Origin of the sequence: Paenibacillus sp. SZ31, from assembly GCF_012912005.1 — a bacterium.
Classification (GTDB): domain Bacteria; phylum Bacillota; class Bacilli; order Paenibacillales; family Paenibacillaceae; genus Paenibacillus.
This window is the reverse complement of record NZ_JABBEA010000009.1, coordinates 124,117-147,479: the sequence shown is the minus strand read 5'-3', so window position 1 is coordinate 147,479 and position 23,363 is coordinate 124,117. Positions and strand designations below refer to the sequence as shown.

Annotated in this window: 16 protein-coding genes; all 16 read right to left on the bottom strand. The window is 46.2% G+C overall.

All coding sequences use genetic code 11. From position 1 onward, the window contains the following. Nucleotides 1-348: 348 nt before the first annotated feature. Nucleotides 349-1,710: a GH1 family beta-glucosidase gene (locus tag HF638_RS18075; RefSeq protein WP_169481454.1), complete on the bottom strand. Its 1,362-nt coding sequence runs from the start codon at nt 1,708-1,710 to the stop codon at nt 349-351. A 16-nt stretch (nt 1,711-1,726) separates the two neighbouring features. Continuing rightward, nucleotides 1,727-4,108, bottom strand: coding sequence for a glycoside hydrolase family 95 protein (locus HF638_RS18070; RefSeq protein WP_169481453.1), 2,382 nt, complete (start codon nt 4,106-4,108; stop codon nt 1,727-1,729). A gap of 189 nt (nt 4,109-4,297) precedes the next feature. Beyond that, nucleotides 4,298-5,995 (bottom strand): ABC transporter substrate-binding protein, encoded by a 1,698-nt coding sequence (locus tag HF638_RS18065; protein WP_481856163.1) that lies wholly within the window; start codon nt 5,993-5,995, stop codon nt 4,298-4,300. Nucleotides 5,996-6,313: 318 nt separating this feature from the next. After that, nucleotides 6,314-8,017 carry an ABC transporter substrate-binding protein gene (locus HF638_RS18060; protein WP_169481452.1) on the bottom strand — a complete coding sequence of 568 codons (1,704 nt, stop codon included), beginning with the start codon at nt 8,015-8,017 and terminating at the stop codon, nt 6,314-6,316. Nucleotides 8,018-8,404: 387 nt separating this feature from the next. Continuing rightward, nucleotides 8,405-10,093, bottom strand: a complete 1,689-nt coding sequence (locus tag HF638_RS18055) for an ABC transporter substrate-binding protein (protein WP_169481451.1) — start codon at nt 10,091-10,093, stop codon at nt 8,405-8,407. Nucleotides 10,094-10,280: 187 nt separating this feature from the next. Then, nucleotides 10,281-11,183 (bottom strand): carbohydrate ABC transporter permease, encoded by a 903-nt coding sequence (locus HF638_RS18050; RefSeq protein ID WP_036606894.1) that lies wholly within the window; start codon nt 11,181-11,183, stop codon nt 10,281-10,283. Between the two features lie 15 nt (nt 11,184-11,198). Then, nucleotides 11,199-12,182 carry an ABC transporter permease gene (locus HF638_RS18045; protein ID WP_169481450.1) on the bottom strand — a complete coding sequence of 328 codons (984 nt, stop codon included), beginning with the start codon at nt 12,180-12,182 and terminating at the stop codon, nt 11,199-11,201. Nucleotides 12,183-12,461: 279 nt separating this feature from the next. Further along, on the bottom strand, nt 12,462-15,371 hold the full coding sequence (locus HF638_RS18040) for a glycoside hydrolase family 2 protein (protein ID WP_169481449.1): 2,910 nt from the start codon (nt 15,369-15,371) through the stop codon (nt 12,462-12,464). 175 nt (nt 15,372-15,546) lie between these two features. Continuing rightward, entirely contained in the window at nt 15,547-17,145 is a 1,599-nt protein-coding gene (locus HF638_RS18035; protein ID WP_169481448.1) for a response regulator transcription factor, read from the bottom strand. Next, on the bottom strand, nt 17,138-18,928 hold the full coding sequence (locus HF638_RS18030) for a sensor histidine kinase (RefSeq protein WP_169481447.1): 1,791 nt from the start codon (nt 18,926-18,928) through the stop codon (nt 17,138-17,140). Before HF638_RS18030 ends, HF638_RS18035 begins: the two co-directional genes overlap by 8 nt. A 182-nt stretch (nt 18,929-19,110) precedes the next feature. Further along, entirely contained in the window at nt 19,111-19,344 is a 234-nt protein-coding gene (locus HF638_RS18025) for an MFS transporter (protein WP_169481446.1), read from the bottom strand. Nucleotides 19,345-19,481: 137 nt separating this feature from the next. Then, nucleotides 19,482-19,904, bottom strand: a complete 423-nt coding sequence (locus tag HF638_RS18020) for an OsmC family protein (RefSeq protein ID WP_036606882.1) — start codon at nt 19,902-19,904, stop codon at nt 19,482-19,484. A gap of 277 nt (nt 19,905-20,181) precedes the next feature. Then, nucleotides 20,182-20,928, bottom strand: a complete 747-nt coding sequence (locus HF638_RS18015) for an amino acid ABC transporter ATP-binding protein (protein ID WP_076333595.1) — start codon at nt 20,926-20,928, stop codon at nt 20,182-20,184. Between the two features lie 16 nt (nt 20,929-20,944). Further along, a complete protein-coding gene (locus HF638_RS18010) occupies nt 20,945-21,589 on the bottom strand; it encodes an amino acid ABC transporter permease (protein ID WP_017692207.1) in 645 nt (214 codons plus the stop codon). A 32-nt stretch (nt 21,590-21,621) separates the two neighbouring features. Beyond that, a complete protein-coding gene (locus HF638_RS18005) occupies nt 21,622-22,473 on the bottom strand; it encodes a substrate-binding periplasmic protein (protein WP_169481445.1) in 852 nt (283 codons plus the stop codon). Between the two features lie 116 nt (nt 22,474-22,589). Continuing rightward, nucleotides 22,590-23,222, bottom strand: a complete 633-nt coding sequence (locus HF638_RS18000) for a TetR/AcrR family transcriptional regulator (protein WP_169481444.1) — start codon at nt 23,220-23,222, stop codon at nt 22,590-22,592. Nucleotides 23,223-23,363 lie beyond the last annotated feature (141 nt).

Here is a 23,363-nt window from a genome sequence, read left to right as displayed (position 1 = left end):
CCCTTTTTGTAAGTGCTTTCCTTATACCAATATACCACATCAGTATGATTTTTAGTCAACAAATGTTCAAATTTTCTTCGCAATTTGGACACTTTATTTTAAATTCACCCGTTGACAAAACATTATTCGTTTCTTCCTTACTTCTTATAACCCAAAAATAGCCTCTTCATAACAGGAACTACACTTGACCTGATCAAACCTTTATGATCTCATCATTTTCACCTGTAATAAAACACAAAAAAGACGGCACATCGGAATACTCCAATGCTACCGTCTTTCTCTTTTTGAATAAGATATCCATGTATAATCAGGACCTGCTTGCTTTTCGCTTAAAAGCTGCCACCCATTCTATTGGGGATTATGTTCGTTCCGTGTTTCCAGCCAATTATTCTTAATGACATTCTGATACCAGTAATAGCTCTCCTTCGGCGTTCTCACAAGTGAACGATAATCCATATGAACGAGACCGAAACGCATCCGGTAGCCTTCTGCCCATTCGAAATTATCCATGAGTGACCATGCCATGTACCCTTTCAGGTTAATGCCGTCATTAATGATGCGGTGTATCTGAGCCAAGTGCTGTTCATAATATGCAATCCGGCGATCATCATTAATTTTGCCATTCTCCAGATCATCATTGATGCAGGCACCATTCTCCGTGATATATACATCCACATTGCCGTACTTCTGCAAGTAGTGCATGAATTCATACAAACCGCGTGATTCCACGGGCCAGCCAATATCGGTTTTGGTCAATCCCATATCGACTTCTTCCGACTGCAGAGCACCTGCTTCCGGATTGAAACGATTGATCCCCATGGTGTAGTAGTTAATGCCCAGTAGATCGATCGGTTGCGAGATAATCTCCATGTCACCTTCCTGTATTGGCACGGTAGCTCCCGCTTCTGCGAACCAGTCCACCATAAACTGCGGATAGGAGCCTTTGTAGATCGGGTCGAGGAACCAATCGGTATTGAGCGCGATTGATCGATCACACGCAGCCTGGTCCTCAGGAGATTTGCTGTACGGCTCAGCCCAGCATACGTTCGGAGCAATACCGATCTGTCCGGTTATACCCAAGCGACGGAAGGATTGAACGGCTTTACCGTGAGCAACCAGCAATCCATGAGCCACATTGATTGACGTTTGCAGGTCTTTGTTTCCTGGCGCATGAATCCCAAGAAGGTTCGACAGGAACGCGATACACCATGGTTCGTTGAATGTCAGCCAGAAGTTGATTTTGCCAGAGAATTCTTTGAAGATCACTTCAGCATATTTCACAAAAGCATCCACAGTTCTGCGATTGCCCCAGCCTCCGTCATCCTCCAGCGTTTGCGGAAGATCCCAGTGATACAGTGTGAGGAACGGTTCAATTCCAGCCTCGATCAATGCATCCACGAAGCGATGGTAGAAGTCCAGACCTTCCCGATTGATCTCACCATCTCCGTCAGGAATAATACGCGGCCAGGCAATGGAGAACCGGTATGTATTAATCCCGAGTTTCTTCATCAGTTCGATGTCTTCCTCATACCGATGGTAACTATCACACGCGACATCTCCATTATCTCCGTTATATACTTTGCCAGGAGTGCGTGCAAACGTATCCCAGATGGATACTCCACGTCCACCTTCCTGTGCCGCTCCTTCTATTTGATAGGAAGCTGTTGCTGTACCCCAGCGAAAATCTTGCGGAAATTTAAAAATGGTCATGGTTTACTCCTCCGTCTCATGATGACACGCGGATCGTCTGTCCTGCGGTCATGGTTAAAATAATTACATAATCGCCCTGAGGCGTAAGCTCTGCCTTGGCTTGTTCATTTCCTTCTACACGCAGCGGATGAGCACTGCGAATGGTCAGCGAGTCACTTCGGTCTGCCTTGATGACCGCTGACACAAGCTTGTTGTCCGCCCATGTTATGCCCACTGTATAGCCACCTCTTGCACGAAGCCCTTCCACACGCCCTTGAGTCCAGAGGTCAGGCAATGCCGGAAGTAAATGTAACTCGTTCAAGTGACTCTGCAACAACATCTCGGCCATACCAGCCGTGCCTCCAAAGTTACCATCGATCTGGAACGGCGGATGATCGTCAAACAGATTCGGATGTGTGGATCGGGCCAGCAACGTACGCACAAACTGATGTGCCTGGCTGCTATCCAACAGTCGTGCATACAGGTTGATCAACCATGCACAGCTCCATCCTGTATGCCCGCCCCCTTGTGAAATACGACGTTCAAGCGATACCCTTGCAGCTTCCACAAGTTCCGGTGTGTGCACTCGATTGATCTGCTCTCCCGGATACAGTCCATACAGATGGGAGACGTGACGATGCCCTGGCTCGGATTCGGCAAAATCCTTAAACCACTCCAGCAATTGTCCTTCGCTCCCAATTCGGAATGGATAGAGTTTGCCCAGAGCCTCACTCCACTCGCTTGCCAACGACTCATCTATATTTAGTTGCTTCGAGGCCTCAATACAGCGGCTGAACAGTTCACGAATCAAGCTCATATCCATCGTTGAAGCCATGGATATACTGCGTGCCTCTCCAGTTTCCGTAAGGAACTTGTTCTCGGGTGATGTGGATGGGATCGTCACCAGATAACCGTCTGCTCCTTCCACCAGCCAGTCGAGACAGAAGAGTGCAGCCTCTTTCATGATCGGATATGCACGTTCCTCAAGAAAACGCTGATCCCCGGTAAATTGGTAATGCTCCCATAGATGCGAGGTCAGCCACACGCCACCCATCGGCCAGAAAGCCCAGCTTGCATCACCGCCTGTCGGTGTCGAGGTTCTCCAGATATCCACGTTATGATGGGCAGTCCATCCACGAGCTCCATACAGAATCCGCGCTGTTCGGCGTCCTGTATCACTGAGATCCGTCAGCATATCAAACAATGGCTCATGACATTCACTGAGATTGCACACTTCTGCCGGCCAGTAGTTCATTTCGGTGTTGATGTTGATCGTGTAATCACTGTGCCATGGCGGCTCCACCTGATGGTTCCATATTCCCTGCAGATTGGCAGGCTGGCTTCCCGGGCGCGAACTCGCCATTAACAGATATCTTCCATATTGAAAATAAAGTGCCTCCAGCCCAGGGTCTTGATCCCCTGCCTGATAGGCCTGAAGCCGCTCATCCGTAGGCAATTCGGCGTTAGCCGATACACCGAGATCAATAGAGACTCTGTTAAACAAAGCGTTATGATCTTCTACATGTCGTTCACGAAGGGCTTCCGTACCATGTGCGATTGCTTTGGAGATCGTATCCCTGCATTCCTTTTCCAGCACCAGGTTGTCCTTCACAGGCAACACATCGTAACTTTCAAAAGACGTAGCCGCCGCCAGATGGAAAACAACCTGATCAGCACCCTGAATATGCAGCTTGCCTTCCAGATTGGTGACCTTGGCCTGCTCGCCTGTTGCCGTAACTGCCACACGCACAGCATAAGCGGTTCCCCGATCCTCCTCATAGATAACGGATTCCGGGTGATCCCTGAAGTAATTGGACTCCACATGACTTGGGCACCGACTGAACATGGTGAGTGCATCTCCCGAAGTCTGAAGCTGATAAGGATGGGGACTGTCTAGCGTAATACTTACATTCACAGCACCCTTCCGATCAGCAGTCAATGTGCAGACCATCAGATCATCCGAAGCGCTGGAATATACTTCACGTACATAACGAGTTCCTTCCCAAGAATACGCCGTGGTGGCAATACCTGATTCCAGATCAAGCTCACGCTCAAATGAATCATACGAAAGATCATCCAGACCCTCATGGTGTAATAGGAAGTGACCCATCGGCTGATAGGCCTCCACATCACGACCCAGCATTTCACGGTTCAATAAATCCTCGGCTTCGCCATACTGCCCAGCCATAATCAACTCACGTGTCTGTTTCAAATACCGCTGACTACTGTATTGAATCGTATCCCGAGGAAATCCTGACCATAATGTATCTTCATTGAGCTGAATTCGTTCATCTGCTGCGCCACCGTACACCATGCCTCCAAGACGGCCGTTTCCGATGGGCAATGCTTCTTCCCAGCGTTTTGCCGGTTGTCGATACCATAGACGATTGATTTTAGTTTGGTTGTTGTGTTGGGACATGATTAGCTCCTGTTCCTAAATAAGCTGTATTATTCTCGGTGACATAAAACGTTTTCGGTAAGTGCTTACAATAAGAAAATTATATGTGATTTCAAAATTTGCGTCAATGCAAATCATCACAACATCCACAAAAAAAAGGCCCCATGTAGGGCCTTTCCTTGTGTAACCATGGATTGCAGACAATCCATATTATTTTACGTCTTTTCCTGTCCACAGAGAGACACGTTCCTTAACCCAAACCGTAAATTGTTTCTCCATTTCAACTGCACCCGCTTTGTCCAAATCAGCCAGTAAAGCATCATAGGTTGCATCAAAGTTTGCTGGTGTAGTCAGAACAGCTTCCGGAATCCGTTTGCGGATGATATCCTGCGTTTTCTGGAAAGTTACTTCATAGTCTGTACCGGAAGGTACGGACATGTTATACGCTGCGCCCCAATCCTTAACTGGCAGATCTTCTTCAGCCGGATAGAACTCTTTCCATGTCGTAATCCCGTAAGCTTTCAGTGTTTCTTTCTCAGCAGCTGTGTAACCAGCTACAATCTGCTCAGGGAAGTTCGTTGTGTAGTAGTTATCGGTAGAATCTTTCACACCGTCACCGTATCTTGCACTAAATACATTATACATTCCAATTCCTGTTTCCTTGCTGAAATTGGAGTTGTCATTTGTTTTTCGATCTTGAACTTCATCTGGGATAACGCGTTGACCATCTTCTACGTTGTAGTGTTCGCCTTCAAGACCCCAGTTTCTCAATACCTGGCCTTCATCGGAAGCAAGCCAATCCATGAATTTGATGATACGCACTGGATCTTTGGCAGAAGTTGTGATCCCGATGCCATAACCGTCAAATCCGGCTGGTTGGAACGTGTGATCCACAATTTCATCGTTAAGTGATACAGAGAAGTGAGCATATGTGGCGTCATCTTTGCCCGATGATTTAAGTGCGTTCTCCGCTTCTTGATAATTCCACTCTTGGTCAATCAGACCGAGTACACGGCCACTTGCAATTTTAGACTTATATTGGTCATCCTTTTGAACAAATGCATCTTTGTCCAACAGGCCTTCATTGTACATTTTGTTCAACCAACGGAAATATTCTCTTTCCTCTGGACGTTTGTAGTGTAGTTTTGCTTCATACGTTTCAGGGTCAATGTAATATTCACCATCATCCGGTGCACCTGTTGCCTGGAAAGCTGGATTCGTTACCGTAATCATGATCTTCCAGTCATCTGCATTCAATGTCAATGGAATGGTTGGCTGACCATCAATCGTTGGATGTTTTTCATAATATGCTCTGAGTACGTTCTCGTAATCCTCAAGTGTCTTCACTTCAGGGTACCCAAGCTCTTTCAATACTCTTTGCTGAATTTCGAATCCACCTGTAGCGTCAAACGTAACATTATCGACACCCATATTGGTTGGAATGGTATATATCGCTTGATCTTCAAGACTGTATTTCAAACGGTTCATCTGTTCTCCATAGATTTTTTTCAGATTGGGAGCATGCTCCTCAATCAGATCCGTGAGATCCAGCATCGCACCTGCATCCACAAGCTTAGATAAGTTACCTTTAGGATAGATCATATCAGGAAAGTCACCACTAGCAGCCATAAGCGCAATCTTCTGGTTACCACCATCGTTTACATCATACTCTGCTTCAATGGTAACGCCAGTTTGCTCCGTAATCTTTTTACCAACAGCATCTTGCATCTTGTTCCAGGTTGGACTAGCATCCGCCCCGAAGAATGTAACTGTGATCGGTTCGGTTCCGCTGGACTCCGAAGTCTCTTTGGTTCCCGAATTCCCACAACCAGCTGTGACCAACATTGCACTTGCGAGCATCAACATTGCAAACGTCTTGGGTGTATTACCTTTCATTTTGCCTCTCATTGTCTAGTTCCCCCTATTATTTATGAAGGTTTTATCTGTATAACAGGCTTATGCCTGAGGATACCACTTTTTTTGAATGCGCTTTCGATACAGTCCATTATGGCTTTTTGTAAAGCTAGCGTCTCCATTTGTTTAAGCGATAAAACATTCTGCTAACAAGCATAAAACGTTTTCGTAATAACTATAAAACGCTTACTGAAAGTGCTTACATGATAGATTATATGCTATCCACCACCCTACGTCAACAACAAAAAAAGCCCTTTCTCAAGGGCTTTTTTTGAAATGAAAACCATTGGCTTTTATGCCTTGTTTTCAATCTTATTTCACATCTTTTCCAGTCCACAGCGCAACACGTTCTTTGATCCAAACCGTATATTGTTTCTCCATTTCAACTGCACCCGCTTTATCGAGTTCAGCCAGGAGACTGTCATATACGCTGTCGAAGTTCTCAGGTTTGGCAAGGATGGCTTCCGGAATCCGTTTACGGATGATATCCTGCGTTTTCTGGAAAGTTACGTTGTAATCCGTGTCGGAAGGTACAGGCATGTTATATGCTGCGCCCCAATCTTTCAGCTTCAGTTCATCTTCAGAAGGATAGAAATCTTTCCAAGTTGTAATACCATATGCTTTCAACGTTTCCTTCTCTGCTGGTGTGTAACTTGCTTGGATCTGTTCAGGGAAGTTCGTTGTGTAGAAGTTGTCTGTAGCATCTTTTACCCCATCACCGTATCTTGCGCTGAAAATGTTGTACAATCCAACTCCCGTTTCTTTGGTGAAGTTCGAGTTGTCATTCGTTTTGCGCTCCTGAACTTCGTCAGGAATGATACGTTTGCCATCTTCTACGTTGTAGTGTTCGCCTTCAACACCCCAGTTTCTCAATACTTGACCTTCATCGGAAGCGAGCCAATCCATAAATTTGATGATACGAACCGGATCTTTGGCTGAAGTTGTGATCCCGATACCATAACCATCAAATCCGGTTGGTTGGAACGTATGATCCACAATGTCCTTGTTCAGGGACACGGAGAAGTGAGCATATGTGGCGTCATCTTTGCCCGCTGCTTTGAGAGCATTTTCAGCTTCACCATAGTTCCAGTCCTGGTCAATCAGACCGAGTACACGACCACTTGCAATTTTGGATTTGTATTGATCATCCTTTTGGACAAAAGTATCTTTGTCGAGCAGTCCTTCATTATACATTTTGTTCAACCAACGGAAATACTCTTTTTCCTCAGGACGTTTGTAGTGAAGCATTGCTTCATACGTTTCAGGGTTAATGTAATATTCACCATCATCCGGTCCACCTGTTGCCTGGAAGGCAGGGTTCGTTACTGTGATCATGATCTTCCAGTCATCTGCATTCAATGTCAGCGGAATGGTTGGTTGACCATCGATTGTTGGATGTTTTTCATAATACGTTCTAAGAACGTTTTCGTAATCCTCAAGTGTTTTCACTTCAGGATATCCCAGCTCCTTCAATACTCTTTGCTGAATTTCGAAACCGCCACCTGCATCAAATGCAACGTTATCTACACCCATATTCGTTGGAATAGCATAGATCGCCTGATCATCCAGACTGTATTTCAAACGATTCATCTGCTCACCATAGATTTTTTTCAGGTTTGGTGCATGTTCTTCAATCAAGTCAGTCAGGTCCAGCATTGCGCCTGCATCCACTAGCTTCGACAAGTTACCTTTAGGAAAGATAATATCAGGGTAATCACCGCTGGCAGCCATCAAAGGAATCTTTTGGTCGCCACCATTATTCACATCATACTCTGCTTCAATGGTAACACCTGTTTGTTTGGTGATCTCTTGGCCCACTGCATCTTTCATGTTATTCCAGCTTGGACTTGCATCTGCACCAAAGAATGTAAAGGTTACCGGGGTGGTCGTATCTCCAGAATCAACCGGCTTTTCTGAAGCGGTAGTTCCTCCTCCACTGCCGCTGCATCCTGCTGTAATTGCAAGAGCACTGGCTAACAGAAGCATTGCGAATGTTTTTGGTGTTTTGCCCTTCATGTGTAATCCCCCTTATGGATATAATGAAGCTGTATATTTGTATAACAGGCTGACCTGCACATACCGTGACCAGATGAAACGAATGTAACATTTTTGTTTATCTAACATTAAAAGCGCTTTCTTTATGACGGCGAATGGATCTTCCAACACTTTAGTTCACTCGTCAACCTCTCAGTTGCCTTTGAACAAATTGGACAGGTTGTATGTCGTTTCCCCTGATGTACAAGTAAATGTAAGTGCTTTCATAATTGAATAATAATCGCTCCCATAGTCCTTGTCAATAGCGAATATACAAAATTGAAAACGTTTTTTGGAAAACGTTTTAGATATATAAAAGAACCCGGTTTCCCGGGTTCTTTCTCCGTTTGAATCTGACTAAACACCTGCTTATTTAGCTTCTTCGCCGCTCCACAATTGAACACGGTTTTGGACAAGCTCAGTGTATTGTTTTTCCATATCCTCTGCTCCTGCTTGGTTCACTTCTGCAATCATGCCGTCATAGATGGCATCGAACTGTTCAGGAGTACTCAGAATGGCTTCCGGTATACGTTTCCGGATGATATCCTGTGTTTTCTTGAAGATGACGTTGTAGTTAGAGTCACCTGGTGTTGGCAGATTGTATGCTGCTCCCCATGGTTTGATTGGGAACTCATCTTCACTTGGGAACAGGTCTTTCCACGTAGTAGCACCATACGCTTTGAGTGTTTCTTTCTCTGCATCGGAATATGCTGCTACGATCTGTTCAGGGAAATTCGTAGTGTAGTAGTTATCCGTTGAATCCTTCACACCGTCTCCATAGTGACCGGACATATTGGTGTACAGTCCGATACCCGTTTCTTTCTGGAATACGGCTGCATTATTGGTTTTCTGGTCCTGAATGTCGGCAGGAATCACACGTTTGCCGTCCTTCACTTCATACTGTTTTCCTTCAATTCCCCAGTTCATCAGCACTTGCCCTTCTTCAGAAGCCAGGTAATCGAAGAATTTAATCGTACGAACCGGATCAGGATTCGTTGTCGTAATCCCTACACCCCAACCGGATACAAAACCAGGATCTTGGAAGGAATGATCCTTGATATCCTCTGACAGGGTTACCGGGAAGTGTGAATACGTTGCTTCCGTCTTGCCTGCGGATTTCAATGCATTTTCTGCATCGGAATATCCCCAATCCTGGTCAATGACACCCAGAACACGTCCACTTGCAATTTTGGATTTGTATTGGTCTGTTTTTTGGATGAAGCTGTCCTGATCAAGCAATCCAGTATTATACATATGGTTCAACCAGCGGAAGTACTCTTTTTCCTCTGGACGTTTGTAATGCAGACTTGCTTCATACGTCTCTGGATCGATGTAGTATTCACCGTCATCCGGTGCACCTGTTGCCTGGAAGGCAGGGTTCGTTACGGTAATCATGATTCTCCAATCATCCGCGTCCAGTGTTAACGGGATGGTTGGCTGACCATCAATCGTTGGGTGTTTCTCTTTGTACGCCTTCAATACATTCTCGTAATCCTGAAGTGTACGTACTTCCGGGTATCCGAGTTCTTTCAGTACACGATGCTGAATGCCAAATCCACCACCTGCATCAAAGTACTTCTGGTCTACCGCATAATACGTCGGCAGCACATAAATAGCCTGATCTTCATTACTGTATTTCAACCGGTCCATGTAATTACCATACAGCTTCTTCAGATTGGGAGCATATTGGTCGATCAGATCTGTCAGATCGAGCATTGCCCCGGCATCCACCAGTTTGCTGAGTTCTCCTTTGGGTGACACGATATCCGGATAGTCTCCGCTCGCTGCCATTAAGGATATTTTATCTTGACCACCACTAACGGCAAATTCACCGTTAAGGGTTATCCCTGTTTTTTCTGTAAGGACTTTGCCGATTTCATCCTTCATGCCATTCCAGTTCGGACTGGGATCGACACTAAAGAAATCGAACGTAAGTGGAGTTGTCTCTGCGCTTGTATCCTTAAAGGACGTATCACCGCCACTTCCTCCACCGCAACCTGCGAGCAAAGACATCGCAAGCACTGGAGCCAGTGCAATCTTCATTTTGGAACTTGCCATAATGGTAATCCTCCCTGTTTCATATGTCTGTTTTGTCCGGGACTTTTTTGTCCCTGTCTATAGCCTCATGAATACCACGCCGCAGCCCTATACGGTGAAGCGCAGACCACATGGCTGCGCTTCGGGTATCCTGATGCTTCATTTGTAGATGTACGGCCGCTCTATGTGGCAGCCTGTACCCACTTGTTTAACCTTTTACTGCGCCCAATGTCATACCGCCAACAAAGTACTTTTGAAGGAATGGATATACAATGAGGATTGGAACCGTTACAACGATCGTAATCGCCATTTTGATCGATTCCGGTGAAATCTGTGTCATTTGCTGCGCCATATCATTCGCATTTCGTCCAGCACCTGAGCCTTGCTGCGTACTTTGCAATACTTTCATCAGCTCATATTGGAGCGTGGTCAGATGTGCCTTTGAACCATTATACAGGTACGTATCGAACCATGCATTCCATTGACCTACAGCCAGGAACAATGCGATGGTAGCAAGCACTGGTTTACACAGTGGCAAGATGATTCTGTAATAGATTGTAAAGTCATTCGCTCCGTCCAGCTTCGCGGATTCCTGCAATGAGTATGGCAGGCCATCAATGAATGAACGGATGATGAATACGTTAAATGCACTGATCATGCCAGGCAATACATATACCCAGAATGTACCAATCAGGTTCAAGTCACGCATCAGAATGTATACCGGAATCAGACCACCGGAGAAATACATCGTGAGCGCGAGCGTTGTGGAAACAAATTTTCTAAGTCCAAAATCAGGTCTGCTCAGTGTAAAGGCGATCATAGAGGAGCTGATCAATCCAAGCACGGTACCTACAAGTGTACGCAGAATGGAGATCTGCAAACCTTGTAGCAATCCATCATATTGGAAAATCGTTTTGTAGTTCTGTAATGTGAATTCGCGAGGCCACAAGTAAATTCCGCCACGTACTGTATCTGTCGAGTTATTGAGTGAGATAGCTAGTACGTTAAGGAATGGATAAAGTGTTACAACCAGCACCATGGTCATCGCGAGGATGTTGAATATATCGAACAGTTTATCGCCCCGAGTAGCATTGAATGCTTTGTTCGCCATAATGTCGTCCCCTCCCTACATGATGCTTTCTTTTGTGAATTTTTTGAACAAGCCGTTCGCAGTAAACAAGAGGATGATACTGACAACGGAGTTGAATATACCTATGGCTGTACCATATGAGAATCGTCCCATATTCAAACCATAATTGAGCGCGTATAGATCAAGTACTTCCGAGTAGTCTGTGACCAGACTGTTGCCAAGCAAGAACTGCTTCTCGAAACCGATACTGATCAGATGCCCAATCGACATGATGAAAAGTACAGAAATCGTGGTCCGGATTCCAGGCAGCGTAATATGCCACATCTGTCTCCAGCGGTTGGCTCCATCTACACGGGAAGCTTCATACAGCTCATTGTCGATACCTGTAATCGCCGCCAGATAGATGATGGCATTCCAACCGGTTTCTTTCCACATATCTGAAGCGGTTACAATGTACCAGAACAAGTTACCCTTGGCCATGAATTGGATCGGCTGATCAATAATGTTCAGTCCTACCAAGAGATCGTTGATAATCCCTCCATCGGTGGAGAGCATCTTCGTAATGATCCCGGCTACAACGACCCAGGATACAAAGTGAGGCAGATATGATACCGTTTGCACGGCACGCTTGAAGAACATGCCTTTCATTTCATTTAAGAGAATAGCGAAGAAAATCGGCACGATAAAACCAACAACTAGTCCCATCAAGCTCATTGCAAGCGTATTCCGAAGTACCAGATAGAAACGATCATCACTGAACAGCTCTACAAAGTGTTTAAAGCCAACCCACTCTTGATCACCAAATGATCTGGCAGGTTTATAGTTTTGGAAAGCCATCGTCCATCCCCATAGTGGCAGATAGTTAAATACGAAAACCCAAGCTACGAATGGCAATGACATGAGATAGAGATATTTCTGCTGCTTCATTCTGTCCCAAATTCCGTTCCGCCGATTCTTTAAAGGCGGTTTGGGGTCACTGCTTCTGTTCGCGGAAGCGGATTTTTTTGTTAGCGTTTCCATCTCCGTTCCCCCTCCTCTGTTTTATAAAATAATCATACTCGATAGAGCGTTTTCAAAATACCATCTGGATTTTAGAGAAAATCATATAGAAATTAGATATAGACATATATAATCAGACATTAATTAGTTAAAATCAGTGATATTTCCTACTTCATACTGCAATAAAAGTAATATAAAGGTAGATATCTATCTTAAATGGTAAATATCGAAAACGTTTTATAGTAATCGTTTACTTCAACGAAACAGCACGCAAAAAGGACCCTTTCAGGTCCTTGTGAATTACAATGTAAATTGAATCGTTTGCAGTTTAGCGATCCCGAGCAGTTGCGCAACAGATATGGAGGTTTCCGGTTGATAGTGATCTCCATGCAGATATGAAAGGATCTCCTGAAATAAGTAGGCGACTTCTGGACGCTTCATTAAAGACAGGTTAGTAAAAGGAAGTGTGGATACCAATATCCTGCCCTTTCCTACTTTTGCTTCAAAGGCATAAGCAAGTCGTTTGGCCCGATGGAAATGGTCCACTACTTCAATCAGCGGCTCTACCCCGTGCAACGTATCCAAACATATCGCTGGTGTACCGTTCACCAGGTGATACCAATGCCAGTCTGATGCCCCATCATGCGGGAAGGAGCCCAATAGTGGTACCTGATCCCTCAAAAACATGCCCATCGTTGCACCAGGCTGTGTAGCGAACATGAGGTAATTCCAGAATACAGGCAGGTACTTGGTATCCACTGAATCATATAGCCCTTCTGCAGTTGGCTGTAACCACACACTTCCCCCGTTGACCACATAATCAACGACATTGGGTGTTAACGATTGAACGATAACCAAGTCAATCTCCCGATTTTTCAACAAACGAAATCCATCGATGTGATCTACGCAATCATCATGCGCTTCATCCAGGAATGGCTGCAACTCTGCTACGGTATTCCAAATACGCTTCGAACCCGGATGGGATTGATAAAAAGGAAAAGACCAGCCATGCCATACATTGGCTACATGTCTCTCCGAATCGCCTGATCGTAACTCTGCCTCGATCCGAAAAGCTGCTGCTGCTTCACGAGGTGCAGTAGTGACGATGCTTCCCAATGAAATGACGGACCCACATTGGATATCTCCGGTTTTCCATTCTCCTTCGGTAAGTATCACATCATCGCTAATCAACTTCCACAGTATGGATGCGCCCTCAAGCGGATCTTTCCCATAGTGAGAGATGCGTACATCGACATGAATAGGTTCTCCTGCGTAGAATGTACGCTCCTTACAGCTTAACAACAGGACCATATCCGCATTGAACCGCATGAATTCTTCAGGTGTTGTAATGCCTTTGTCGTCCCAGAATACGTCCAGAATGCCCGTCGTAGCATGTCCCTGACCCGGAAAATCGCGGATGTCCAGCAGCTGCACGCCCGCAGCGTCCGGTGTTCGTCGAATCCGCTCCATGGCTTCTTTTAAGGAACGCACCAGATGTGTACCGCTGGCCTGTTGAAAATGCTCCAGGTCCGTCATCATTCCTTTGTTAGACAACGATTCTTCGATCGGTCCTAACCAACTGGGGCGCAGAACGCCAGTATACTTGGCTCGCTCTTGGGGCCGCACATACATGGTGAACTGTGCATGTTCGTGTCCAATAACAGGATGCTCCGCGAGTCGGGTAACCGCATTATAATCCAGCGAGGTATCCGGTACAGCTGATATAGTGGACTCCAGTGGGGGATGCCAGTTCAACGACTGAATATAATAATCTCCTTCCCGCCCATGCGCCGGAAGCTGTCCAAAACCTGTATTGTCCGTATATAACCGGGTCGGGTCCATATCCCTTGCCCTCGATACCAAGGCATTGAGTTCAGGATGGCCATTCGGACCAATCAGTTCATTCCCCATGGAGAACATGACGAATGAAGGATGTCTGTGCAGCGATTGGAGTAACCCGTCCAGTTCTTGTGTCAGATAGGACAACACTTCCGCTGGCGCAGGATGATCCGGTTGCTCAAAGAAACGAGACCAATGTGGAAGTTCTGCTTGCACCAGCATGCCCTCTTCATCAGCTGCGTCCCAGAATGGTTCTGGCGCACTCCACCCATGCAGACGGACATGGTTGAATCCGTATGATCTGGCGACTCGAAACTGTTGAAGATAATGCTCCTTATCCCAGACGGGATAACCCGTCAGTGGAAAGATACAGCAATCAACGTACCCGCGAAGATACACCGGCGTTCCATTCAATTCAAGTTGCTTCCCGTTTGCAACAAAAGAGCGTACACCAAATGAATGTTGCACCTGATCCAGTTCCTGTTCACCGTCATGCAGACGGATCACTGCTCTGTATAATTCAGGGGATTCATCCGACCATCTTGCGATAGATACCTCTGCCCCTAGTTCCAATCGCCACTGGTCTATTACTGCGTTGTTCCTAGCTGGAACTACTGAATTTATATCAATATGCGCAGGACCACTCAGCTCCACATGACAACTGTAACGATCAAGCCATGTGCCGTCCGGATGCTGGATATCCACATGCAATTGCATTGCTTTAGCCAATCCATTCGCGGGAGCGCTTACAGTACAATCAACCAGAATGGCTCCATTTTCAGCATCTGGTTGAATGCGTAACGTCTGTACTCGGCATGGGGGCAGAATGTTCAGATAAACACCACCCGTGATTCCACCCCAGGCTGTGGCTGTATGCAATGAATGAATATGGCTGCCAGCCAGCGGAAGTTTCATCGTATTATCCACGCGGATCTCTATCCGATTCAGTTCTCCCTGCTTCACCAGAGAGGTAACTTCCCACTGCTGTTGATTCACCAGACTATCTTGCTGTCCGGCATACTGCCCATTGATCCAAAGATTTGTGGTCCAGCGGACCCCTTCCAATCTGAATACATACTGGCAGTCAGAATCGTCTGATGGAACATGAATATCCTGAGCATACCAGGCTGAGCCTTCATACTCACGTACCTTGGTCCAGGTATCTAGTCTTTCGTATTCAGGCTCATCTCCATATCCTTGCTCTTCCCATGAACCGGGAATCTGAATGGCTTCCCAGACTGTGTCCTCACGTAGTGAAGGCGGAACTATCTTTTGTTCAACGAGTTTATCAGACTCCAGTTCCAAACGAAACTGCCATGTTCCATTTAAGTTCAATGTATGACGTACAGCACCTATATCAGACAAATTCATATCGTATAGCCATCCCCTCATCTGGAATCTTGTAAATCCAGTCTAAGATGTGAAGCATTCCGTGACCATTGCTTATCATGGGAAGTGCATGGACAATATGATGAATCTGGAGTACGTCCAGAAAATCCGAAAACGTTTTATAAAATGAGCATGGGCAAAGCCCAGCACTTCGTACTTATTCTTCGTTTATATCAGTAGCTGAGTCTTTGGCAAGGGATTGTGTTCTTGCTTGTTTGTAAGCGGATGGGGATTCCCCTACATACTTCTTGAACTTACCGTGGAAATAGTCTACGTTCGCATATCCCACTCTCGCCGCGACCTGATGGACCTTCAGTCCTTCATCCAGCAATTCCTTGGCTTTCTCCATACGCACCTTGTCCAGAAATACATTGAAGTACTCTCCTGTATGATTCTTGAACAACTTGCCGAGGTAACTGCTGTTATAGTTAAACACTTCTGCCAGTACTTCGAGTTTGAGATTTTCACCAGGATTACGCTGGATAAATTCAATCATCTGTTTCAGTACAGTATCCTTGCTTCCTCCACCCATACGTTGAATAAGTCGATTCAAGTGTTCAGCCGTCATCACTTTGAGATCAGGCATCGTGAATTGGTGATAGACTTCGTTAATCAGAACCGAATGTTCTTGCATAATGGAGTGCATATGTTGATTCGTCGCTGCGAGCTTGTTGATTGCCAGGGAAAACACCTGTGAGAACGCCGTCTTAATGGCTTGCTCTGTACGATGATATGGAACCAGACGCTCTTCCATCTCACCTAGTACTCGCATGACTGATTCACTACTGCGGATATCCAAGGCATAATACAGCTTGTCCGCGAGTTCTTCCTCATCTGGTTCATGCGTTCCATCTACAGCTTCGACCCTTGGCTCACTAACGTCTTCGCTTTCGCTACCTTCATTCCATAGAATAATGCGCTGCTCCGTGAACAAAAATCGTTCCCCAAGTGTGCGATTGGCCTGCGTGTATGACCGCGCAATCTCAGCCGTGGAATGTACTGGTTCTCCTGCAGCACCATACATGTGAATATCCCATTCTCCCAGTAGCCCTTCCAGCTCAACATATAGATTCCTTGCAGATGACTCGGATGTGATCGTTTCCTTACTTAACAGACCCAGACCGGAATGGAATGAGAATACGATGCCTCGATCTTTCTGGTCAAAAGCTTCAATCAGTTTGCGTTTCATAACACTGCCCCGTTGCAGATCTGGCGCCGAATGTATCTCAAGCAGCACAATCTGATAGTGAGGCCAGTGCAGACCCAGGCTATCATCTTCCATGCTGCCCGCACCCTCCAGACTGTCAAAGAGCAAAGCCTCAATCTGATGCTCCCTGTAGACGGTATCCTCACCTGCATGACGTGCCATCGTCTCCCGTTCACGTGTCAGGATCGTAGCAATACGCTCCAACTCGCCAATAATCTCTTCCTCATCCACAGGTTTGAGCAGATAACCATCCACACCGAAACTGATGGCTTTTTTGGCATAATCAAAATCTGCATATCCGCTCAATATCAAAAAGTGCGAATCCGGATGATTCCGGCGCACTTCTTCAATAACATCCAGCCCGGTCATCCCGGGCATGCGAATATCAATAATCGTCAGATCAGGCTCCAATTCCTCAAACCGGGAGATGGCCTCACGCCCGCTGGCAGCTGTAGCGATAACCTGAAATCCGTATTTTTCCCACTCGATAATGGTAGTCAGTCCCTCACGTATGCTCGGTTCGTCATCCACCAAAAATACTTTATACATGTTGGTCCCCTCCTGCTGGCAAAGTGAAAGAAACCTCTGTTCCTTCCCCATATACACTCGTAATCTGCAATCCATATGGCTCCCCGTACGTCAGTGTTAAGCGTTGATGTACATTACGCATGCCGATCCGGCTCTTCTCCTGTTCCTCTGGTCCACAGATGAACTGCATTACCTCAGCCAGTCGTTCTGGCGTTATGCCTGCACCATCGTCATCCACACGGATCTGCACAATGTTCTCTACTAAACGAATACTTATATTCACACGAACTGTACCCTCTTTGTTCTCCAGACCATGAACAATCGCATTCTCAACCAGAGGTTGAATAATCAAAGGCGGAATGTACATCTTCTCCACCTCGGGATCGATATGGATCTGGAACGCAAGTCGGTCGCCGTAACGAAATTTCTGAATTTCCAAATAGGAACGTACCATCTCAAGTTCAGCCCGGAAGGTTGTTTTTCCACTGCCAATCTCCAGACTCTTACGCATCAGCTTGCCCAGCAGCCTGACAATGTTGGCAATCTCTGCTTCTCCCTTAATATGCGCTTTCATGCGGATGGACTCCAAAGCATTAAACAAGAAATGAGGATTGATCTGGCTCGCCATCATTTTCAGTTTAATCTCTTTCTGGGCAATTTCCAATTGATTGTTCTGTTCGGTCGCTTCTACCACCTGCGTCATGAGTTCATTGATACTTTTCACCATATAGTTAAACTGTCGTGACAGTTGTCCGATCTCATCGTTGCCATCAATTCTCGAAGTCACGTTCAGGTCGCCTAATGCAAGCTTATTGAGATGTTTACTCAGCCGCAGCAATCGGTTCGAAGTAAGGAACGAGATGATATATACGAATAATAGGGCAATAACCAGCACAAGGATAATAAAAATCATACCAATCAGGCTGACGGTGTTGGCGTCTTTGACTATATTTTTGGTGGCAAAAACCGAAATAACCTTCAGGCTGTTCATGCTCGATCCAGGGCCCAGTTCATCAATAACAATGTTGGAGGGTTCCCCCTGAAAGTCAGCTTCTATGGTACCTTTTGCCTGATTCTGCAGATCGACGCCAAAATCAAGTTCGTTCAGCGTTTTACCGACCAGCTCGGTATTCTTGGCTGCAACCACATAGCCCTGCTCGTCCGTAATCAACGTCTCGAACTGCTCTTGACGCAACAATCCATTCAGCTCATCCTGATTGATCACAATCATCAGCACACCCTCAGTCCGATATTCGGCAAAAGGTACTTTGCGTACCAGGCTAAGCTTGTGTACAGGATTATCTCCCTTGTCTGGAATGTAAAACCACCCGATGCTGGTCGTTTTCAATGCCTGCTGATACCAGTAACTCTCTTCGGTCTGCTTGTCTACCGGGATGAATTCGAGGTTGTTGATCAGTGTCGGATTGGTCGAGTAAAACCGAATGCCGGCAACTTCACGGTACAGACGCCTGTATTCTTGAAAATCTTTGTATGCGAGATAAGCCGAAGTCAGCTGCACAACACTCTCGTAACGTTTATTCACGATCTCCTTGAGATCCGCATTAAACATTAAAAGGTTGGATATGTCGGTTGGCACACGCAGCATGGTTGCCGTCTGGCTCTTGATTTTGTCCACATTGATGATCGTCTGCCCAATCGCGTTATCCAGGGCTTGCTGGCGAAAATAACTGGTCACCGCCAGACCGACAATCAGGACCGGAATCATGACAACCAATACATAGGAAATGAGCAATTTATGCTTTAATTTGAGATTATTCGTGGTTCGTATTAACCTTTTAAACATGTCTGCACCTTCCGTCGTCTGTATAAGCGCTTACATATAAAGAGCAGGATCAGGATGTCCTGTCCTTTTAATTCATCATACCACATAACCGCGAAAATTCGGATTGTCATCTAACCTCTAACAGAAGAGGCCGCCATTAAGATGGCGACCGGGCTTACCGAATTATTTCTGCTGACAGAAGTTTAGTGACTCCTAGATGGGCGAAATCCATACCCTTTGGCGCGCCATGCAACAATCAAAGCCACCAGTGATAAAACCAAGATGGCCCAGTTAAATGACGAAGCTCCCCATTGATTCAGAAGAACACCTCCCACCATTCCCCCAAGGGCAATAGCCAGATTCCAAACGGTTGTATTAATCGGCATGACGAGATCCACACCCTGTTCGCCCGTAGCTTGAGCAAGTGCGGTCTGCAACAGTGTAGCCGCACCGCCAAATGTCAGACCCCATCCAGCCTGACTTTACTTACGAACTGTTGATGGGTTAGAAACACCAAAAAAGGCACTCCCACGATTGGAAGCGCCTACTCAGTATAAGATTTACTCATATGCTGTTAAGGACGAGGTGTGCTTACCCCATTCAGGATCAGTTTTGGATGAATATCGGCGCTCAGCGAAGCGGAGACTGCACAATATTTCTCTTCGGCCATTTGGATGGCTTTCCAGATGCGATAATCCGGGATATCTCCATCGACTTTGAAGATCAGATCAATGGATGTGAAACCTTTTGGCATCTCTTCGCTACGTGTGCCTTGCGCTTCAATCTCAATCGATTCAATTTTGTCCAGGAAAGCGTCCAGAATCATCGTAATATCGATTCCCATACAGCCGCCGAGACCTGCCAGTAATAACTCCATCGGGGTCGCACCCTTGCTGTCACCACCATAAGCAGCAGTGGCATCCATACCAACGGCGTAGCCAGAGGGTCCTTCGGAAGTAAACGCGCGTTTGCCTTTCCATACGGTTGTTACATTCATGATGTTATCCTTCTTTCTTACAATAGTTTAAGTTCAAGCGAAAAAGGTTTGCACTTGCCACTCCGATGACAGAATAACCTTCCGATCGCTGTTATCCCCAGATTTTTTTGATTCCCTTCTTCAAGGGGAAAATCAGGGGATAAAGGCGCACGCTCCGCTTCTTCAGGTTTCTTCTGTCCTCTCCGTTCTTGTGCAAAAAGTTTAGTTGAACTGATATCGTCACGACCTTAAATACCCGCTCCGGGTACGTTCGTTCTTCCGATCGCTGTTATCTTTATCAGAATTCAGTAATCTGTTGCAAGAAACGGCGGGTGCGTTCTTGCTTTGGCTGTTCAAAGAACGCCTGTGGACTTGCTTCTTCCACAATCGATCCGTCTGCCATAAAGACGATTTTGTTCGCCACATTACGGGCAAACTTCAATTCATGTGTCACGACGAGCATCGTCATGCCTTCCTCTGCCAGCTCCTTCATGACGGAAAGCACCTCTCCGACCAATTCAGGATCAAGAGCTGAAGTAGGCTCATCAAACAACATTACTTCCGGCTCCATAGCGAGTGCACGTGCAATGGCGACTCGCTGCTGTTGTCCACCGGACAATCGGGATGGATACGCATCCTGCTTGTCAGACAGCCCAACCCGATCCAGCAGAATCCGGCCGCGTTCAGCCGCTTCGTCACGTTTGATTTTTTTCACCGTAACGAGACCTTCCATCACATTGCCCAGCACCGTCTTGTGCGGATACAGATTGAACTGCTGGAAGACCATGCCGGTCTGGCGACGAATCTCCAATACTCGGGCACGCTGGACACGCAGCGAATCAGCGCTGTTGACCACCACACCGTTCACTTCAATCTGTCCTCCGGACAACTCTTCCAGTCCATTCAGGCAGCGCAGCAAGGTACTCTTGCCGGAACCACTTGGGCCAAGCAATACAACAATATCTTTGGCATCGACATGCAGATCGATGTTCGTAAGTACTTCATTCTTTTGAAAACGTTTGGTAAGTCCGGTTGTTGTAATCATCGCTTCTCTCCTCCCATCAGTAAGCCCGGGCCAACCGGCGCTCCACTTGTTCCAGAATGGCCGAGAAGCCGATACTCATAATCCAGTAGATCACACCGATGGCCAGATAAAACGGCATATTCAATGCATATTGTGATACCAGCAGTTGTGCTGACCGTAATAACTCGGTAACACCAATCGCCGCCACAAGTGATGTTTCCTTCAACATGCCAATAAAGGTGTTACCCATCGGAGGAATCGCAATGCGCACAGCCTGAGGGAAGATAATGCGTCTCATCGCTTGAGCCGGGGTCATTCCCGTTGCGTATGCAGCTTCCGTCTGTCCTTTAGGCACAGCCTGAATGGCTCCACGGAACGTCTCCGACAGAAATGCACCTGCATTCAGACTCAGTCCCAGACATGCTGCGGTGAGCGATCCCAAGGTCACTCCATAATCGACCAATCCGTAATAAATAACGAATAATTGCACCAGCAGCGGGGTTCCCCGCATGATGGATACATAAAACCTTGCAATCAACCTAAGCCACATCGGTCCCTTCAGACGAGCAATAGCAACGAGCACGCCGATGATAAAGGCAAAAAACATGGAGATCACAGTTACATACAGCGTATAATAAGCCCCCTTCAGAAAGAAGGGGATATTCTCAAATACCAGTTCCATGGGTCAAATCTTCCCTTCGCCTTGCAGGTTCATTATTGCGCAGGCTCTTCACCAAACCATTTTTTGAAAATGGTATCGTACGTGCCATCATCTTTCATGCCTTTGAGAGCATCATTCAGTGCATCTACGAGTTCCGGGTTGTCTTTGCGTACAGCAATTCCTGCTTGGTCACTTTTAATCGCTTCACCTACAGCTTTGATATTTAATCCGTTGGCATCCACAATCGGTTTCAGTGCGTACATGTTGTTGATTGTTGCATCAATCCGCCCAGCATTCAGGTCTTTAAGTGAAGAGATGACATCGTCATAGGTTTTAATCGTGAAGTCGCCCACTTTCGGCAACACTTCATTACGCAAGTATGATTCATCATTCGTACCCAGACCTACGCCAATCGTTTTACCTTTGAAATCTTCCAGCTTGGTAATATCGTTATTGTCTTCTTTGACAATGATTTTAACTTGGTTCGTAATATACGGATCACTGAAATCCAGTACTTTCTTACGATCATCGGTAATGGTCATCTGGCTGATGATGGCATCCAGCTTTTTGGCTTGCAGACTTGGTGTCAGACCGGAGAACTCCTGGGATACAAATTCAACCTCTACACCCAGACGCTTCGCAACCTCACGTGCGATATCAGCATCGTAGCCATCCATTTCTTTCTTATCGTTCAGGAAGTTGTATGGTGCGTATGTGCCCATCATGCCCACTTTGATAACGCCAGCAGACTTGATCTGCTCCAGTTCATTGCTTGCCTGTGCACCGTTCGTGCCTCCATTGTCTGTTGCTTTACTTCCACAAGCGCTAAGTACCAGCACGGTCATCAGCAGAATCGCTGTCAAAGACCAGCCTTTACGAGTTTTCGATCCATATGTGTTGTTCATTACATTAACTTCCTCTCATTCGTATATTCATCTCTTGATGTACATTGGGTTACTTCGTTGTCATTAAACCGCAGTTGTACCCATTATTCCCTGTTACTTGCTTAATCATGTGAATCTTATGTGCCCAGGAGTCCGTAAAACTCAAAACTTGCTGCTTCAGCTGCCAGCGATGAAGCTGTCATGGCTGAGAACTTGCTGTGCAACTCATCAGAGCCGAACAACCAGCGCGATATCATACCCTCAATCATGCTAACCAACAATGCAGCCCGAAGCGGCACATCCATGTCCTGAGGCAACATGCCGAGTTCGATGGCACGTTCCATATTGTGACGGAACGCTGTCTCGACGCCATTACGTGTCTCCTCGACCAGACGTTGTACGGATTCTTCGGTCACGATGCCTTTGAGCAGCAACTCCATAAAATAACGATTCTTTGCAGCAAAGGAAAACATGTCGGTGAACAGCCTTTCCGATGCTTTCACCATATCCTCTATTGATCCGGCATCCTTGCGGTAACCTTGCCCAATTGCCTCAAGCAACTTCTCCTTGCCCGTTAATACAATCTCCGAAGCAATGGCTTCTTTACTCTTGAAGTGCCAGTAGAACGTTCCTTGCGCAACACCAGCTTCACGGACGATATCGGAAATTTTCGTCTGATGGTAGCCTTGAGTCGCAAACCGCTCCATCGCTATGCGAATTATCTGGTCCCGGCGTTCTTCACCGGGTTCCAAACTGTTAATTTTGGTCATTCATGTAACCCTCCCGATTGATCAGTCAGTCAGTTAATTAATATCCTATGGGATAACTAGGTTTTTGTCAATATAGTTTTAAACAAATGGTTACAAGCATAAGTTGAAGTTGAGTGCATTTGTGATCATAATAGGTGATAG

Bases quoted from the DNA above. Each gene is read 5' to 3' on its own strand.
- HF638_RS18075 (WP_169481454.1), bottom strand. From the start codon at position 1,710: ATGACCATTTTTAAATTTCCGCAAGATTTTCGCTGGGGTACAGCAACA.
- HF638_RS18070 (WP_169481453.1), bottom strand. From the start codon at position 4,108: ATGTCCCAACACAACAACCAAACTAAAATCAATCGTCTATGGTATCGA.
- HF638_RS18065 (WP_481856163.1), bottom strand. From the start codon at position 5,995: ATGAGAGGCAAAATGAAAGGTAATACACCCAAGACGTTTGCAATGTTG.
- HF638_RS18060 (WP_169481452.1), bottom strand. From the start codon at position 8,017: ATGAAGGGCAAAACACCAAAAACATTCGCAATGCTTCTGTTAGCCAGT.
- HF638_RS18055 (WP_169481451.1), bottom strand. From the start codon at position 10,093: ATGGCAAGTTCCAAAATGAAGATTGCACTGGCTCCAGTGCTTGCGATG.
- HF638_RS18050 (WP_036606894.1), bottom strand. From the start codon at position 11,183: ATGGCGAACAAAGCATTCAATGCTACTCGGGGCGATAAACTGTTCGAT.
- HF638_RS18045 (WP_169481450.1), bottom strand. From the start codon at position 12,182: ATGGAAACGCTAACAAAAAAATCCGCTTCCGCGAACAGAAGCAGTGAC.
- HF638_RS18040 (WP_169481449.1), bottom strand. From the start codon at position 15,371: ATGAATTTGTCTGATATAGGTGCTGTACGTCATACATTGAACTTAAAT.
- HF638_RS18035 (WP_169481448.1), bottom strand. From the start codon at position 17,145: ATGTATAAAGTATTTTTGGTGGATGACGAACCGAGCATACGTGAGGGA.
- HF638_RS18030 (WP_169481447.1), bottom strand. From the start codon at position 18,928: ATGTTTAAAAGGTTAATACGAACCACGAATAATCTCAAATTAAAGCAT.
- HF638_RS18020 (WP_036606882.1), bottom strand. From the start codon at position 19,904: ATGAATGTAACAACCGTATGGAAAGGCAAACGCGCGTTTACTTCCGAA.
- HF638_RS18015 (WP_076333595.1), bottom strand. From the start codon at position 20,928: ATGATTACAACAACCGGACTTACCAAACGTTTTCAAAAGAATGAAGTA.
- HF638_RS18010 (WP_017692207.1), bottom strand. From the start codon at position 21,589: ATGGAACTGGTATTTGAGAATATCCCCTTCTTTCTGAAGGGGGCTTAT.
- HF638_RS18005 (WP_169481445.1), bottom strand. From the start codon at position 22,473: ATGAACAACACATATGGATCGAAAACTCGTAAAGGCTGGTCTTTGACA.
- HF638_RS18000 (WP_169481444.1), bottom strand. From the start codon at position 23,222: ATGACCAAAATTAACAGTTTGGAACCCGGTGAAGAACGCCGGGACCAG.